This is a genomic window from Micromonospora sp. NBC_00421 (assembly GCF_036017915.1).
In the GTDB taxonomy this organism is placed as follows: domain Bacteria; phylum Actinomycetota; class Actinomycetes; order Mycobacteriales; family Micromonosporaceae; genus Micromonospora.
Window position 1 is genome coordinate 5638310 of record NZ_CP107929.1, and the last position, 15075, is coordinate 5653384.

General features: G+C 72.1%; 12 protein-coding genes and 1 pseudogene. 4 read left to right on the top strand and 9 right to left on the bottom strand.

The window, feature by feature from the left end; genetic code table 11:
* Positions 1-5 precede the first annotated feature (5 nt).
* Together OHQ87_RS24030 and OHQ87_RS24035 are read left to right on the top strand one after the other, a co-directional pair.
* The gene (locus tag OHQ87_RS24030; RefSeq protein ID WP_328341374.1) at positions 6-1088 is read left to right on the top strand and encodes a Glu/Leu/Phe/Val family dehydrogenase; all 1083 of its coding nucleotides are present in this window, start codon (positions 6-8) and stop codon (positions 1086-1088) included.
* A 330-nt stretch (positions 1089-1418) separates the two neighbouring features.
* Positions 1419-1637 carry a DUF3073 domain-containing protein gene (locus OHQ87_RS24035; protein ID WP_091252097.1) on the top strand — a complete coding sequence of 73 codons (219 nt, stop codon included), beginning with the start codon at positions 1419-1421 and terminating at the stop codon, positions 1635-1637.
* A 195-nt stretch (positions 1638-1832) separates the two neighbouring features.
* Here OHQ87_RS24035 and amcA read toward each other — a convergent pair whose 3' ends face one another.
* The 5 genes from amcA to OHQ87_RS24060 all read right to left on the bottom strand — a co-directional run bounded on the left by amcA (position 1833) and on the right by OHQ87_RS24060 (position 6539).
* On the bottom strand, positions 1833-2066 hold the full coding sequence (amcA, locus tag OHQ87_RS24040) for a multiple cyclophane-containing RiPP AmcA (RefSeq protein ID WP_328341379.1): 234 nt from the start codon (positions 2064-2066) through the stop codon (positions 1833-1835).
* Positions 2035-3138 carry a cyclophane-forming radical SAM peptide maturase AmcB gene (amcB, locus tag OHQ87_RS24045; RefSeq protein ID WP_328348976.1) on the bottom strand — a complete coding sequence of 368 codons (1104 nt, stop codon included), beginning with the start codon at positions 3136-3138 and terminating at the stop codon, positions 2035-2037. The genes amcA and amcB overlap by 32 nt, the downstream gene beginning before the upstream one ends.
* A gap of 130 nt (positions 3139-3268) precedes the next feature.
* Positions 3269-4423, bottom strand: coding sequence for a phosphoribosylformylglycinamidine cyclo-ligase (purM, locus tag OHQ87_RS24050; RefSeq protein ID WP_328341381.1), 1155 nt, complete (start codon positions 4421-4423; stop codon positions 3269-3271).
* A 59-nt stretch (positions 4424-4482) separates the two neighbouring features.
* Entirely contained in the window at positions 4483-6018 is a 1536-nt protein-coding gene (gene purF / locus OHQ87_RS24055) for an amidophosphoribosyltransferase (RefSeq protein ID WP_328341383.1), read from the bottom strand.
* Positions 6019-6185: 167 nt separating this feature from the next.
* On the bottom strand, positions 6186-6539 hold the full coding sequence (locus OHQ87_RS24060) for a sterol carrier family protein (RefSeq protein WP_328341385.1): 354 nt from the start codon (positions 6537-6539) through the stop codon (positions 6186-6188).
* A gap of 150 nt (positions 6540-6689) precedes the next feature.
* On the opposite strand from OHQ87_RS24060, the gene OHQ87_RS24065 reads away from it, so the two are divergent.
* Positions 6690-8906 (top strand): carboxypeptidase-like regulatory domain-containing protein, encoded by a 2217-nt coding sequence (locus tag OHQ87_RS24065; protein WP_328341387.1) that lies wholly within the window; start codon positions 6690-6692, stop codon positions 8904-8906.
* Between the two features lie 110 nt (positions 8907-9016).
* Here the strand turns inward: OHQ87_RS24065 and OHQ87_RS24070 are convergent, their stop codons facing one another.
* The 4 genes and pseudogenes from OHQ87_RS24070 to purS form a co-directional block, all read right to left on the bottom strand.
* Positions 9017-9772: a 2-phosphosulfolactate phosphatase gene (locus OHQ87_RS24070; RefSeq protein ID WP_328341389.1), complete on the bottom strand. Its 756-nt coding sequence runs from the start codon at positions 9770-9772 to the stop codon at positions 9017-9019.
* Positions 9773-10052: 280 nt separating this feature from the next.
* Positions 10053-12731, bottom strand: a pseudogene (purL, locus tag OHQ87_RS24075) (phosphoribosylformylglycinamidine synthase subunit PurL); the annotation flags it as partial.
* Positions 12732-12801: 70 nt separating this feature from the next.
* Positions 12802-13485: a phosphoribosylformylglycinamidine synthase subunit PurQ gene (purQ, locus tag OHQ87_RS24080; protein WP_328341391.1), complete on the bottom strand. Its 684-nt coding sequence runs from the start codon at positions 13483-13485 to the stop codon at positions 12802-12804.
* Positions 13482-13742, bottom strand: coding sequence for a phosphoribosylformylglycinamidine synthase subunit PurS (purS, locus tag OHQ87_RS24085; RefSeq protein WP_328341393.1), 261 nt, complete (start codon positions 13740-13742; stop codon positions 13482-13484). Before purS ends, purQ begins: the two co-directional genes overlap by 4 nt.
* Before the next feature lie 482 nt (positions 13743-14224).
* On the opposite strand from purS, the gene OHQ87_RS24090 reads away from it, so the two are divergent.
* Complete coding sequence (locus OHQ87_RS24090; RefSeq protein WP_328341395.1) at positions 14225-14791, top strand: YbjQ family protein; 567 nt, start codon at positions 14225-14227, stop codon at positions 14789-14791.
* The last annotated feature ends 284 nt before the right edge of the window (positions 14792-15075 follow it).

The following is a 15075-nucleotide window of genomic DNA, read 5'->3' on the forward strand; positions in this document are numbered from 1 at the left end:
AAGTCATGGGCGTATTCGCCAGCACCGACGATCCGGGATCCGCCGGTCACGAACAGGTCGTCTTCTGTCAGGACAGGCAGAGCGGCCTCAAGGCGATCATCGGCATCTACTCGACCGCGCTTGGCCCCGCGCTCGGCGGCACGCGGTGCTATCCGTACGCCAGCGAGGAGGCGGCGCTGGCGGACGTGCTGGACCTGTCCCGGGGCATGGCGTACAAGAACGCCCTGGCCGGGCTGGACCACGGCGGCGGCAAGGCGGTCATCTGGGGGGATCCGGACCAGGTCAAGAGCGAGGCGCTGCTGCGCGCGTACGGCCGGTTCGTGCAGTCCCTGGCCGGGCGCTACTACACCGCCTGCGACGTCGGCACCTACGTGGCCGACATGGACGTGATCGCCCGGGAGACCCGCTTCGTCACCGGTCGCAGCGTCGAGCACGGCGGCGCGGGTGACTCCTCGGTCCTCACCGCCTGGGGCGTCTTCCAGGGCATGCGGGCCGCCGCCGAGCACGTCTGGGGCTCACCGACGTTGCGCGGACGTCGGGTCGGGGTGGCCGGGCTGGGCAAGGTCGGCAGGCACCTGACCGGTCACCTGGTCGACGACGGGGCCGAGGTGGTGGCGACCGACGTCGACCCGAGGGCGCTGGAGTGGGCGCGGGCCAACCACCCCCGGGTCGGGCTGGTCGCCGACACCTCCGCGCTGGTCGCCGCCGACATCGACGTGTACGCCCCGTGCGCCCTGGGCGGTGCGCTCGACGACGACACGGTGCCGGCGCTGCGGGCCAGGGTGGTCGCCGGCGCGGCAAACAACCAGCTCGCCCACCCGGGCATCGAGAAGCTGCTCGCCGACCGGGGCATCCTGTACGCCCCCGACTACGTGGTGAACGCCGGGGGCGTGATCCAGGTCGCGGACGAGATCGACGGCTTCAACTTCGAGCGGGCCAAGCTGCGGGCCACCCGGATCTACGACACCACCCGGCAGATCCTCCGGCTCGCCGAGGACGAGGGGGTGCCCCCGGCGGCGGCCGCGGACCGGCTGGCCGAGCGCCGGATGGCCGACGTGGGCCGACTGCGCGCCATCCACCTGCGGTGACGGGGCCCGTCCCGGGTGTGACGGTGGCCGCATCCGGGACACCTCACCTCGATCGGCGGCTCCCGTGCGGGTGACCGTCCGCAGCCGGTAAAGCCTGTCGCTATGCGGCTTCTCCCCCCGTTTGACCGCTGTCACGGGCAGCTCCGGCGCCTACCCCTTACCGGGTACGATCGGTGACGGCCGGGTGACTGCGACGCGCAGGGCCGGCAGACGGTAACCCGAGGTGCCGAACGGTGGCATCCCCATGTACCGTAAGAGCCACGAGAGATGCCTGACGTCATCGGGGCCCGCCTTCGGGCTGCCCCGCATTCTGTGCGAGGGGGTCGAGCCATGGGGCGCGGCCGTGCTAAGGCCAAGCAGACAAAGGTGGCGCGGGAGTTGAAGTACCACTCCCCGAACACCGACCTCACCGCCTTGCAGCGCGAACTGGCGAGTGCCGGTGGGAAGTCTGAGCAGCACTTCGACGACGACTACAAAGAGTATGTCGACGACGACGACGAGGATCACGCGGACGACGACCCGGACCCCTGGGCCCCTCCGACCCGCTGACCTCCGGTCACATCGAGCACGCGGCAACTCTCCGCGTGCTCACTCATGTGCCCGACCAGAGCGGCGCGACCATCGACGATCAGGGACCTCGCCGGCCCGGAGCACACACCCTCCGACGGTCGACGCGGTCCCTGATCTCGACGGGCACGACTCGCCTCGACGTCCCGCAACAGCTCTCGGCCACCCCGAGCCAGCTCAGCGTGGTCGGTTGTTCCAGTTGTAGAAGGTCGGGATGTTCTCGAAGTGGTTCCAGGCGCAGACCGCGCCGGCCCCCTCCCCGCCCGGCACCTCCGCCCGGGACCGACGCGCGGCCTCGGCCTCGTGGAGCAGGGCGGAAAGCTCCCCGGCGGCATCCCGCACCCGGTCGGCGACCTGATCCGTGCCGGTCCCGACGCGCTCAGGCGGCCGGGGACTCGTGGTCTCGGGCATGCTCCAACACTCCCTCCAGTAGGCGGATCTTGCTGTTGCGACAGTGTTCGGTCTCCGTACCGTCGAACCGTCCCTGCTCGAAGTAGCGGTTGGCCGCATGGCCGCCACCGCAGAAGCCGAAGTACGCGCAGGACGACCGGCACGCCTCGACCCCGCTGAGGAACTCACCCACCCAGTCGGTGCCCGGCGCACCGGTCAGGATCTCGGCCAGCGGGGTGGCCAGCACGTTCCCGCTGCTGAAGTCGCCGTACCGGGCGTCGGTGAAGCCGGCCAGCTCCGGGGAGAGCACGGTGACCGAGCCGTCGTACCCGATCGTCGGGATCGGGTCGAGCTGCCGGGGCAGCAGGTCGCCCTCCGCGCCGGCCAGCACCGCCGCCGCGTACCGCAGCGACCACTCCACCTCGCGCAGGTGCACCCTGGGCGTCCGCCGCCAGGCCGTCACCAGTTCGGCCCAGAACGCGGTCACCGTCGCCGCGTCGTGCGCGTTGCTCCGGGTGTTGACCCCCTCGGTCTCCTCGATGTTGAGGCCCAGCACGTCACAGCCCAGTTCCAGGAAGTAGTCGTACAGCTCGGTGGCGAGGCCCGGGGTCGGCCGGCTCACCACCGCCAGCGCCGAGAACGGCAGGCCGTGCCGGCGCAACGCCGCGATCCCCCGGACGATCCGGTCGTACGCCGGCCGGCCGGCCCGGGTCACCCGGTCGTCGTTGCGGGCGCGCGGGCCGTCCACGCTCACACTCACCCGCACCCCGTGCTCGACGAAGAACGCGCACCAGGCGTCATCGACCAACGTGGCGTTGGTCTGCACGTGGTGCTCCACCCCGGCGGGGAACGGCGCGATCAACGCCGCCAGGTGTTCCCTGCCGGCGGCCAGCGGCTCCCCGCCGTGCCAGACCACCGAGAACCGGCCCTGCGCCGCCCAGGGGGCCACCGCGGCGGCGACCGCCTCGGCCACCGCCACCGGCATCCGCCGGTCGGCCGCCCGGTGCGGCAGATAGCAGTACGCGCAGTCGAGGTTGCACAATGTCGTCGGCTGCATCACCACGTACGACGGAATCGCCGCGATGCCCCGCATACCCGGCAGGGACAGTGCCCGAGCAGCCATCGACCCTCCTCCCCCGTGCCCGAAGTGTCCTTCAGGCTAGGCGGCGACGGCCGCTCGGGTTAACCCCCGACCAGGTGCGCGGCCGGACGAGCCGAGACGATCAGCCCCGGGTGTGCTGGCCGATCATCTGGACGTTGCCGGTGCCCTCGATGATCTCGCCGGCCAGCCAGGCGTCCACACCCCGGCCCGCGAGGGTGGCCAGCGCGCGGTCGGCGTCCTCGGCGGAGACGATGGCGAACATGCCGACGCCCATGTTGAACGTCGACTCCATCTCCGGGTCGTCGATCCGGCCCTTGGACTGGATCAGGTCGAAGATCGGCTGCGGCTTCCAGGTGGCCCGGTCGACCACCGCGTCGACATGCTCGGGCAGCACCCGGACCAGGTTGCCGGGGATGCCGCCGCCGGTGACGTGGGCGATCGAGCGCACCTCCGCCTCGGTGATCAGCTTCAGGCAGTCCTGCGCGTAGATCTTGGTCGGGGTGAGCAACTCCTCGCCCAGGGTGCGCTGCCGGCCGAAGTCGTCGATCACCACGTCCAACCGCATCCGACCGGCACCCAGCAGCACGTGCCGCACCAGCGAGTAACCGTTGGAGTGCAGACCGGACGAGCGCATCGCGATCACCACGTCGCCCACCTCGACCCGGTCCGGGCTGAGGATCTCGCTCTCCTCGACCACGCCGACGCCGGTGGCGGAGACGTCGTACTCGTCGGGGCGCAGCACGCCCGGGTGTTCGGCGGTCTCGCCGCCGAGCAACGCGCAACCGGCGTACCGGCAGCCGTCGGCGATGCCGGCCCCGATCTCGGCGACCCGGTCCGGCACGACTTCACCGGTGGCGATGTAGTCGAGCAGGAACAGCGGCTCGGCGCCACAGGCCACCAGGTCGTCGACGACCATCGCGACCAGGTCGATGCCGATCGTGTCGTGGATGTCGAGCTGCTGGGCGATGACCAGCTTGGTGCCCACCCCGTCGGTGGAGGAGGCCAGGATCGGGTTCTTGTACTTCTTGGTGTCCAACCGGAACAGGCCGGCGAAACCGCCCAGGTCGCCCATGACCTCCGGCCGCCGGGTCTCCTTGACCTTCGACTTGAGCAGCTCGACCGCCCGGTCGCCCGCCTCGATCGACACCCCGGCGTCGGCGTACGAGACCGAGCGTTTGCGGGTGGTGCGGCCGGTGCCCGCCGTCCAGGGCTGACGGTCGCCACCGGCGCCGTTCGGGCTGCTTCCTGCGCCGCTGCGCTCGGACACGTAGGTCACGGTTCTCCCCTTTGTGGTTCTCGGTGCCGTGCCGACGGTGGCCGGACGACCCCGGTGTACTACGGGCGGTGGGCGGTCGCGCCGCCCGGAGTGGCGACGAGCGGTGTGTGGTGCTCCGGAGCGTCCGGGGTGTCGGCGACCCGCCGGCCCACCCCTTCGAGCACGTGCTTGCCGATCAGGTTTCCCGCCGGCAGGTCGATCGGGTACTCCCCGTCGAAGCAGGCCCGGCAGAGTCGGTTCTTGGGCTGCTCGGTCGCGGCGATGAGACCGGGGAGCGAGACGTAACCGAGGGTGTCGGCACCGATCGACCGCCGGATGCCCTCGTTGTCCAGCCCGTTGGCCAGGAGTTCGGCCCGGGTGGCGAAGTCGATGCCGTAGAAGCACGGCCAGTTGACCGGCGGGGAGGAGATCCGGACGTGGACCTCCAGCGCCCCCGCCTCGCGGAGCATCCGCACGATCGCCCGCTGGGTGTTGCCGCGCACGATCGAGTCGTCGACCACGACCAACCGCTTGCCCCGCACGTTCTCCCGCAGCGGGTTCAGCTTGAGCCGTACGCCGAGCTGACGAAGGGTCTGCGACGGCTGGATGAAGGTACGCCCGACGTACGGGTTCTTCATCAGGCCGGCGCCGTAGGTGATGCCGGACGCCTCGGCGTAACCGATGGCGGCCGGGGTGCCCGACTCGGGCACCGGGATCACCAGGTCGGCCTCGACCGGGTGCTCCTTGGCGAGTTGCCGCCCGATCTGCACCCGGGCGGCGTGCACGTTACGGCCGGCGATGGTGGCGTCCGGCCGGGCGATGTAGACGTACTCGAAGAGGCAGCCCTTCGGCTCCGGCGCGGCGAACCGGTTGGAGCGCAGGCCCGCCTCGTCGATCGCGATCAGCTCGCCCGGCTCGACCTCCCGCACCACGCTCGCGCCGACGATGTCCAACGCGGCGGTCTCGCTGGCCACCACCCAGCCGCGCTCCAGGCGGCCGAGCACCAGCGGCCGGACGCCGTGCGGGTCCCGGGCGGCGTAGAGGGTCGACTCGTCCATGAAGACGAAGCTGAACGCCCCCCGCAACTGCGGCAGCACCTCCAGCGCGGCGGCCTCCACCGACAGGTCGGGGCGGCTGGCCAGCAGCATTGTCACAAGCGAGGTGTCGTTGGTGGCCCCGTCGTCGAGCAGGCCGCGCTCGGCGACCTCCTTCTGCAACTCGGCGGTGTTGACCAGGTTGCCGTTGTGCGCCAGGGCGATGGTGGTGCCGGAGGTGGTCGACCGGATGGTCGGCTGGGCATTTTCCCAGGTCGAACCGCCGGTGGTGGAGTAGCGCGCGTGCCCGATCGCCAGGTGGCCCCGCAGGCTCTTCAGCGTCGGCTCGTCGAACACCTGGGCCACCAGACCCAGGTCCTTGTAGACCACCACGCCGGACCCGTCGCTCACCGCGATGCCGGCGGCCTCCTGACCACGGTGCTGGAGCGCGTAGAGACCGAAATAGGTGAGATTGGCGACCTCTTCACCCGGGGCCCAGACACCGAAGACGCCACAGGCGTCCTGGGGGCCGGGTCGCTGGGGGTCAAGGTCGTGGCTCAGCCGGCCATCGCCTCGGGGCACTGCCGCTCCCTCATGCTGGTCTGGACTGGCCTGGCGGAGCCGGGGGCTGCCCCGCGCCTTTCGGCCCTGGACCACTGTCGTCGCCTGACAGTGTACGCGAATACGAGTGGATACAGAAAGTCATGATTCGCCTCCGATCAGTCACCCCGCCGAGAGGAACGGTGCAGCTAGAGCGGCAGGTGGTCGGAGAGGTCCGCACGATTTCCGCTCACCTGTACGCGACCGTCCGTGATCGCCCGCGCCCACGACAACCGCCCGGTGGCCAGCGCCAACCAGGTGGCCGGCGCCATCTCCACCACGTTCGGCGGGGTGCCCCGGGTGTGTCGGGGCCCCGGAACGCACTGAACTGCGCCGTAAGGTGGGACCCGCACCTCCACCGATCGGCCGGGGGCACGCTCCGCGAGGACGGTCAGAAGGGTACGGACCGCCTCCCGGTACACCGGCCGTTCGGGCGTACGCCCCTCATCGAGTGCCGTCAGCGCCGCTACTACCACGGCGGACTTAATGTGCGGAGAGGACACGACGGGACGATACGACCTGAGTCTGCCGGGTGCCACGCTGGCCCCTGGGTCGCGCCGATCCGGTCAGACAAGGCATAGTTGCCGACGGCGTATTCGTACCGTGATGATCCCCGGCCCCCGCCGGGGAAGTCAGACCGGAAGGCGGTGGACGTGTCAACACACCGACGTGCCTGGACGCAGCGGGCCGGTGTGGTCGTAGCGCTGGTGGCCGGCGCCCTGCTCACGGTCCCCGCCACACCCGCCTTCGCCGCTCCGGGCGTCAACAACGTCTCGGCGTCCCCGAGCTCCGTCGAAGCCGGAAAGACTACGCGGGTCAGCTACTCGCTCACGGTGGGTGACGGCTCCCCTGTCGACGTCTCGGTCACCTCCAGCAACGGCAAACTGCGCTGCGTGGACGGTTGCAGTCGCAGCAAGGTCGACCAGAGCGGCGGCTCCAGCGCCAGCTTCGCCCTCGCCGACGACGCGTCGAACGGCTCCGCCACGATCACCGTGAAGGCCGTCGACGCCAACGGCGCCGAGAACTCGGCCAACACCACCGTGACCCTGGTCGCCAAGGCCGCGCCGCAGACCACAGCGCCCCAGGACAAGCCGACGGTCAAGTCGGTCTCCGGCAAGGTGGTCGTGGCGGCCAACGGCGACCCGGTACCCAACGCGGTGGTGGGGCTGGAGGATTCGAGCGGCAAGCAGTTCAACACCACGAGCGACGGCAGCGGCAACTTCCGGATCACCGGCTCCACCGCGAACCCGATCGCGCCGGGATCGATGGTGCTCGGGGCCAGCAAGGACGGCGTCGTCGCCACCAAGCCGATCAACGCGGGTGCCGGGCAGAGCCTGGGCAACCAGCGGATCAGCCTGGCGTTGAAGGTCGAGGTCAGCCCGAGCGCCACCCCGTCGGTCACGGCAGAGGCCACGCCGACGGAGGAGACGACCGAGGAGACCACCGAGGAGACCACCGAACCGACCGGCGGGCAGCAGCAGGCCGCGTCCCAGGACGACGACAGCGGGTTCGGCTCCTTCCTGATCATCCTGCTCGGCGGCCTGTTGGTGGCGGCCGGCGTCGGCACCATCGTGCTGCTCTGGATCCGGCGCAAGAACGCCGACGCCGACGACGGGGAGGCACCGGGCACCGCCGCAGCGGGTGGCGTTCCCGGCCCCCGGGGGCCGCGCGGCACCGACGACCAGACCCGGGTGGTCAACCGGGTCGGTGCCGGACCCGACCCGACGATGGTCGGCAGCTCCGCGCTCAGCGACGCACCGACGATGATGCACCGGCCGGTCGTCGACGACGTCCCGCCGGACCCGTACGCCGCTCCGCCGCAGCCCTACGGCGCACCGCAGGACACCTGGGCCGGCGCCGGCGGTTACGGCGAGGAACCCCCCGGCCAGGGCGGATACGGCCAGCCGGGCGGTTACGGTGCCGCACCCTCCTCCGGCGGTGGTTACGGTGCGGCGGGCGCTGCCGGTGCGGCCGGCGGTTACGGCAACGCCCCAGCCTCCGGCGGCGGTTACGGCAACGCCCCAGCCTCCGGCGGCGGTTACGGCAACGCCCCAGCCTCCGGCGGCGGTTACGGCAACGCCCCAGCCTCCGGCGGCGGTTACGGCAGCCGGGACTACGGCGCGACGGCCGGTGCTGGTTACCCGGCGCAGGAGCAGCCCGGCGGTTACGGCAACGAACGCTACGACGAGCCCACCGGCCGCTACACCGGCGACAGCACCTCGTACGCACCGGCCGCCGACCCGTACCCGACCAGCACCTACCAGCCGGAGCCGGACGCGTACGGCCAGCCCGGTGGCGCGGCCGGTTACGGCCAGCCCGAGCAGGGCGGCTACGGCCGGGGCGCGGAGCCGACCGGCGGTTATGCCGGCGGTGGCTACGGTCAGCAGGCCGGTTACGACGCAGGCCCGGCACAGGGTTACGGCAGCCAGCACGGCGGCTACGACCAGCCGACCGGAGCCCACCAGGGCGGCGGAGCCCACCAGGGCGGTTACGACCAGCGCGGCGGTGCCCCGCAGGGCGGTTACGACCACCGTGGCGGTACCCACCAGGGCGGTTACGACCAGCGCGGCGGTTACGACCAGCAGGCGGGTTACGACCAGCAGGCCGGCTACGGCTCTCCGCAGGGCGGGTACGGGCAGCCCGGTGGTTACGGTGCCGAGCAACCGCAGGGCGGCTACCGTCAGGAGCCGCCGCAACAGCGCGGCGGCGGCTACGACCAGCAGGGCTACGACCAGCAGCAGGGCGGCTACTACGGCGATCAGGCCCAGCCCGGTCAGGCCCCCACCGGCCAGGCCCCCACCGGCCAGGCCCGACCGGACGGGCCACCCCCGGAGCACGGCGGACGCCGTCTCGACTGGTTGGACGACTGAGACTGGTCGGACGACCGACCCACAGGCGACAGCAACGACGGCGGGCCGCCCGGTGAATCCGGGCGGCCTGCCGTGTCACCGGATCAGCCCCGCTGTGTCACAGCACCGGATCAGCCGGCCGAGAAGACGCCCTGACGGAGCACCGGCACCACGTCCGACCCGTCGAGTTGGACGGCGACCTCGACGTCCCCGGCGAAACCGCCCTCGATCAACTCCCGGCCGGAGACGCACCCGCGTACCGCCGCCGGCACGTCGGGGGTGCTGGCCAACGCGGCGAGCGCCATCGCCGCCTCCACCGAGAGCCCTCCGGGCACCCCGGAGATCGCATCCAGCACGCTTGCCGCACCCAACTGGTCCTCCACCGAGGGGCGTAGCGTGCCGTCCGGCCAGCGTTCACCGGCGGCCACCACCCCCACCGGGGCATCCGTCGAGCCGTACCCGTGGTGGCGCAGCCATCGTCCGACGGCGCGGGCGTTGCGCAGGCAGGCCGCGACCACCGGCCGACCGGTGGCACTGGCCGCGGCGCTGATCGCGGAGCCGTTCGGCGACGGCAGCACCAGGTCGGCGACGACCGGCGCGCTGCTCAGGGCCGCCGGGGAGAGCGACCACGGGTGCTCCGCGCTCGTCTGCCGACGACCCACCGCGGCCACCGCGCCGACCCGCACCGCGTAGTCGGCTGCCTGTTCTCCCCAGGGGAACGGGTGGACCCGCATCCCCCGGGCGACCGCCACCTCCACGGCGGTGGTGAACGAAAGCACGTCCACCACCACCAGGACCGCACAGACCCGGCCGAGTTCCGCCGCCCCGGTCGGCCCCCAGTCGAACCGGGCACCCGATCCGGGCTGGGCGTGGACGGCCGAGGGCACCGCCTCAGCGCTGGTCGGGCGTCGGGCGCTGCCCGTCACCGGTCCCGGCCGCCGGAGCATCGTCCGCACCGGTCTCCGAGGTCGACCCGACCGCCGGCACACCGCGCCCGCCGGCCGTCGACGCGGCGTCCGGGGTGCCCGCCCCGGGCGTGCCTCCTCCGGAGGGGACGCCCGACGCCGGGGTGGTGCCCCCCGGGGCGTCCGGTGCCGACCCGCCGACCGCCGGGGCCTGCGATGCCGGCGCGGTACCGGCGGGAGCGTCGGCCGAGACCGGTGCGGTGCCGGCAGGGGCGTCGGCCGAGACCGGTGCGCCGGCCGCTGCGGTGTGCGCGGTCGTCGGGCCGGTGCCCGTCGGGGCTTCGTCCGCGACCGGTGCGGCGGTCGCCGGAGCGGCCACCACCTCGCCGGCCGGGTCGTCCGCGTCGGCCGGCTGCTCCCGCTCCGGTACGCCCACCGGCTGCGCGACGGTGGCCGGCGCGATCGTGGTGGTGCCGGTCCGGACCGCCTCGACCTGCGCCTGGGCCGCCTCCGGCCCGCCGAAGAGCCGGGGCAGGGTCGCGGTGTGGGCGGCCCGCAGCTCGTCCAGCCCGATCCGGAACTGGCCGTGCACCTCAAGGAGGCCACCGGCCGGGTCGGTGACGCCGATCAGCTCCCACGGCACGCCACGCTCGGCGCAGAGCGCGGTGAACGCCTTGTCGTGCCCGCGCGGGACGGTCACCAGCACCCGGCCAGCCGACTCGCTGAACAGGAAGACGAACGGCAGCGAACCGTCGGCGAACCGCTCCGGCACACCGATCCGGACCCCGACGCCCCGGCGCAGGCTGGACTCCACCAGGCTCTGGGCCAGGCCACCGTCGGACAGGTCGTGCGCGGAGCTGAGGTGGCCCACCCGGGCCGCCTCGGCCATCAGTTCGGCGAGCTGACGCTCCCGGCCCAGGTCGACCTGCGGCGGCATGCCACCGAGGTGCTCGTGCGTCACCCAGGCCCACTCGGAACCGGAAAGCTCCACGTGCGTGTCGCCCAGCAGGTAGACCTGGTCGTGGTCGCCGTTGGCCCGTGGGACGAAGCCCATCGGCACCCGGTCGGCCACGTTGTCCAGCACACCCAGCACGCCGACCACCGGGGTCGGGTGGATCGCGGCGGCACCGGTCTGGTTGTAGAAGCTGACGTTGCCGCCGGTAACCGGGATGCCCAGCTCCAGACAGCCGTCCGCCAGGCCACGGACGGCCTCGGCGAACTGCCACATCACGCCCGGGTCCTCCGGCGAGCCGAAGTTCAGGCAGTTGGTCACGGCGATCGGCTTCGCGCCGGTCACCGCCACGTTCCGGTACGCCTCGGCGAGCGCCAACTTCGTCCCCTGGTAGGGGTCGAGGCGGGCGTACCGGCCGTTGCCGTCGACGGAGAGGGCGACCCCGAGGCCGCTCTGCTCGTCGATCCGGATCACGCCGGAGTCCTCCGGCTGGGCCAGCACGGTGTTGCCCAGCACGTACCTGTCGTACTGCTCGGTGACCCAGGTCTTGTCGGCCAGGTTCGGCGAGGCGATCATGCGGAGCAGGGTCTCCCGCAGCGCCTCCGGGTCGCTCGGCCGGGGCAGCGTCTCGGCCCGGTCGGCCTGGAGCAGGATCAGGTCGGCCGGCTCCCGCATCGGGCGGGCGTAGACCGGACCGTCGTCGACCAGCGAGCCCGGCGGCACGTCGACCACCACGTGGTCGTTCCAGGTGACAAGCAGCCGGCCCGGCCCGCCGTCCGGCGAAGGCGCGGTGACCTCGCCGATCGCGGTGGCCAGCACCCCCCACTTCTCGGCGGTCTTGAGCACCGCCTCCAGCTTCTCCGGGGTCACCACCAGCAGCATCCGCTCCTGGGACTCGCTGGCCAGGATCTCGTGCGGCTCCATCGACGGCTCGCGCAGCGGAACCCGCTCCAGCCAGACCCGCATCCCGGTGCCGGCGGACGCGGCGGTCTCGGTGAGCGCGCAGGTCAGGCCCGCGCCGCCGAGGTCCTGGATGCCGACGACCAGCTCGGCGTCGTACAGCTCCAGGCACGCCTCGATCAGCAGCTTCTCGATGAACGGGTCGCCGACCTGCACCGACGGGCGGCGCTTCTCGCTGCCCTCGTCGAAGGTGGCGCTGGCCAGCACCGACACGCCGCCGATGCCGTCCCGGCCGGTCTTCGCGCCGAGCAGCACCACGACGTTGCCGGGGCCGGCGGCGTCCTTCTTCTGCAACCGGTCGACCGGCAGCACGCCGAGGCAGAGCGCGTTGAGCAGCGGGTTGCCCTGGTAGCAGGGGTCGAAGACCAGCTCGCCGCCGATGTTGGGCAGGCCGAGGCAGTTGCCGTAGCCGCCGACGCCGGCGACCACGCCGGGCAGCACCCGGGCGGTGTCCGGGTGGTCGGCCGCGCCGAACCGCAGCGGGTCCATCACCGCGACCGGGCGGGCACCCATCGCCAGGATGTCCCGGACGATGCCGCCGACGCCGGTGGCCGCGCCCTGGTAGGGCTCGACGAAGCTCGGGTGGTTGTGCGACTCGACCTTGAAGGTGACGGCCAGCGTGTCGGAGACCCGGACGACGCCCGCGTTCTCCCCGATGCCGGCGAGCAGCCGGTCGCTCGGCGGGGCCTTCTCACCGAACTGGCGCAGGTGCACCTTGCTCGACTTGTAGGAGCAGTGCTCGCTCCACATGATCGAGTACATGGCCAGCTCGGCCTGGGTGGGGCGGCGGCCGAGGATGTGCCGGATCCGGTCGTACTCGTCGTCGCGCAGGCCCAGCTCGGCGTACGGCTGGAGCTCGTCGCCGGTGCCCGCGGCCCGCTGCACGGTGTCCACGCCGTCGGCCCAGTCGGTGGCCGGTGCCGGACCGGTGTGCCGGCCGGCGTTGGCCGGCGGCGCGACGACCGCGCGCGGCTCCGCCGGGACGGGGCCCGCGGCTGCCCGTACGGCCGGGTCCTGGTGGGTGGTCATGACCTCTCCTCGCTGCGCTCGTACCCGCCGGTGGGGCGGTGGAGCCGACCGATGTTCCCGTCGCGCACGGTCACGCCGGCGTCCCCACCAGGTGCTTGAGCACTGAGGTGAAGAAGCCGAGGCCGTCCAGGGAGGGGCCGGTGAGCGCCTCGACCGCGTGCTCCGGGTGGGGCATGATGCCGACCACGTTGCCGGCGGCGTTGGTGATCGCGGCGATGTCCCGCTGCGATCCGTTGGGGTTGCCGCGGACGTAACGGGCGACGACCCGTCCCTCGGCCTCCAGCGCGTCGAGGGTGGCGGTGTCCGCGACGTAGCAGCCCTCGCCGTTCTTGACCGGGATGAGGATCTCCTGGCCGGGCTGGAAGGCGTTCGTCCAGGCGGTGCCGGCCGACTCGACCCGGAGGACCTGGTCCCGGTTGCGGAAGTGCAGGTGCTGGTTGCGGGTGAGCGCGCCGGGGAGCAGGTGTGCCTCGCAGAGGATCTGGAAGCCGTTGCAGATGCCGAGCACCGGCAGGCCACCCCGGGCGGCGTCGACCAGGGTCTCCATCACCGGGGCGAACCGGGCGATGGCACCACAGCGCAGGTAGTCGCCGTAGGAGAATCCACCCGGGAGGACGACGGCGTCCACCCCGTGCAGCTCAGGGTCGCCGTGCCAGAGCCGGACCGGCTCCGCACCGGCGATCCGCACGGCACGGGCGGCATCCCCGTCGTCCAGCGAACCGGGGAAGGTCACCACTCCGACGCGGGCGGTCACGAGTGCGCGTCCACGGTCTCGTCGGCCTCGACCCGGACGGTGAAGTCCTCGATGACGGGGTTGGCGAGCAGCTTGTCGGCGATCTCCCGGGCCCGGTTCAGGTCCGGTTCGCCGGTGAACTCGATCTCGATCCGCCTGCCGATGCGGACGGAGGCGACGTCACCGACGCCGAGCCGCGGCAGCGCGTTTGCGACGGCCTGGCCCTGAGGATCGAGGATCTCGGGCTTGAGCATGACGTCGACGACGACGCGAGGCACTGGGCACTCCTGACTGTGTACGCAGTTGGGTGCCGGCCCACTACGGGCGAGCGCAGCCAGCGTACCTGGCAGATTCCGGTCCGGACGCACCGGCCGGGCGCAGTTCAGGCAGTGATCGACATTACCGCCTGCCGCGACGGCCGGTCGAGATCCGTTCGTTGCCGCTCTGATGCGGATTTGTTGCCGATCGTCGCCGCGCCACCTCGACACACCCCACCTGAGCAGGCAATACGTGGCTCAACGCCAGATTTAGGACCGGTATCCGACAAACAGGGACGAGCGCGTCGCGAGTCACCTCTGTCACAGTGGCCGACGCCGACCGCGACCTTGCACGCGAACCGGACGCCGACCACCCCGATCGCCAGATGTCGATGCCCGGGTCGGCCTCCCGGCGCCGCCGGTCCGACGGCCCGATCGTCCCGAGAGCGGCACGGATGTCGGCCTGACGCCCGCCTGACTGTTACCACCCGGGCACGGCGCGGATGGCTGTTCGAGTGCCGCCCGTCCGCGCCGCCTCGTTTTGCAGCATCCGACCAGGTGCCCACGGGACGCTTCGAGGCCGTACGACTACTGACAGCATCGGAACCGTGCTGGTCGTGACGACGGATCAACTGCCCGGCTACGAGATCCGCCAGATCCTCGGCGAAGTGGTGTCGTCGATGGCGCGGACGAGGAACCCGTACCGCGAGGGGGTCAAGAACCTGCGCGGCGGGGCGTACGACCCGATGGCCCCGGACAACCTCACCCGCTGGCGTACCGACTCGGTGGCCCGGCTCGGCGAGGAGGCCCTGCGCATCGGCGCGAACGCCGTGGTGGGTATGCGCTTCGACAGCCGGGACTGCGGCGAGATGTGGATGGAGATCTGCGCCTACGGCACGGCGGTGATCGTGGTGCCCAGGGTCCCCGACGTCATGCCGCACGACCAGCCCCTGGTCGCCGCGGAGACCGCCCACGAGCCCGGCTTCACCGAGGCCCCCGGCGGCATCGCCGAACCGGCGAGCGCCCCCGACCTCTCCTCCGCCGCCGACACCCCCACCCGCAACCCCTGACCCACCCCACCCACCCCCGCCCCTGCTCCGCCCCGCCCCTGCCCCTGCCCCGCCCCCGCTGATCAAGAGCTTTAGGTCAAATCGATCTCGAAAGATGGCCCAAACCTCTTGATCACCGCCAGTAACCGCCGGGTAGGTGGGGTGTCAAGAGGTATGGGTCAAGTTGATCACCTTTGGTGACGTAAAGCTCTTGATCACCGGGGACTGCGGGGTGGGGACTGCGGGGTGGGGGGTGCGGGGTGGGGGGTGGGGGGTGCGGGGTGGGGTTGCTATAGGGGGCGACG

Bases quoted from the DNA above. Each gene is read 5' to 3' on its own strand.
- OHQ87_RS24090 (WP_328341395.1), top strand. From the start codon at position 14,225: ATGGCTGTTCGAGTGCCGCCCGTCCGCGCCGCCTCGTTTTGCAGCATC.
- OHQ87_RS24030 (WP_328341374.1), top strand. From the start codon at position 6: ATGGGCGTATTCGCCAGCACCGACGATCCGGGATCCGCCGGTCACGAA.
- OHQ87_RS24035 (WP_091252097.1), top strand. From the start codon at position 1,419: ATGGGGCGCGGCCGTGCTAAGGCCAAGCAGACAAAGGTGGCGCGGGAG.
- amcA (WP_328341379.1), bottom strand. From the start codon at position 2,066: ATGCCCGAGACCACGAGTCCCCGGCCGCCTGAGCGCGTCGGGACCGGC.
- amcB (WP_328348976.1), bottom strand. From the start codon at position 3,138: ATGCGGGGCATCGCGGCGATTCCGTCGTACGTGGTGATGCAGCCGACG.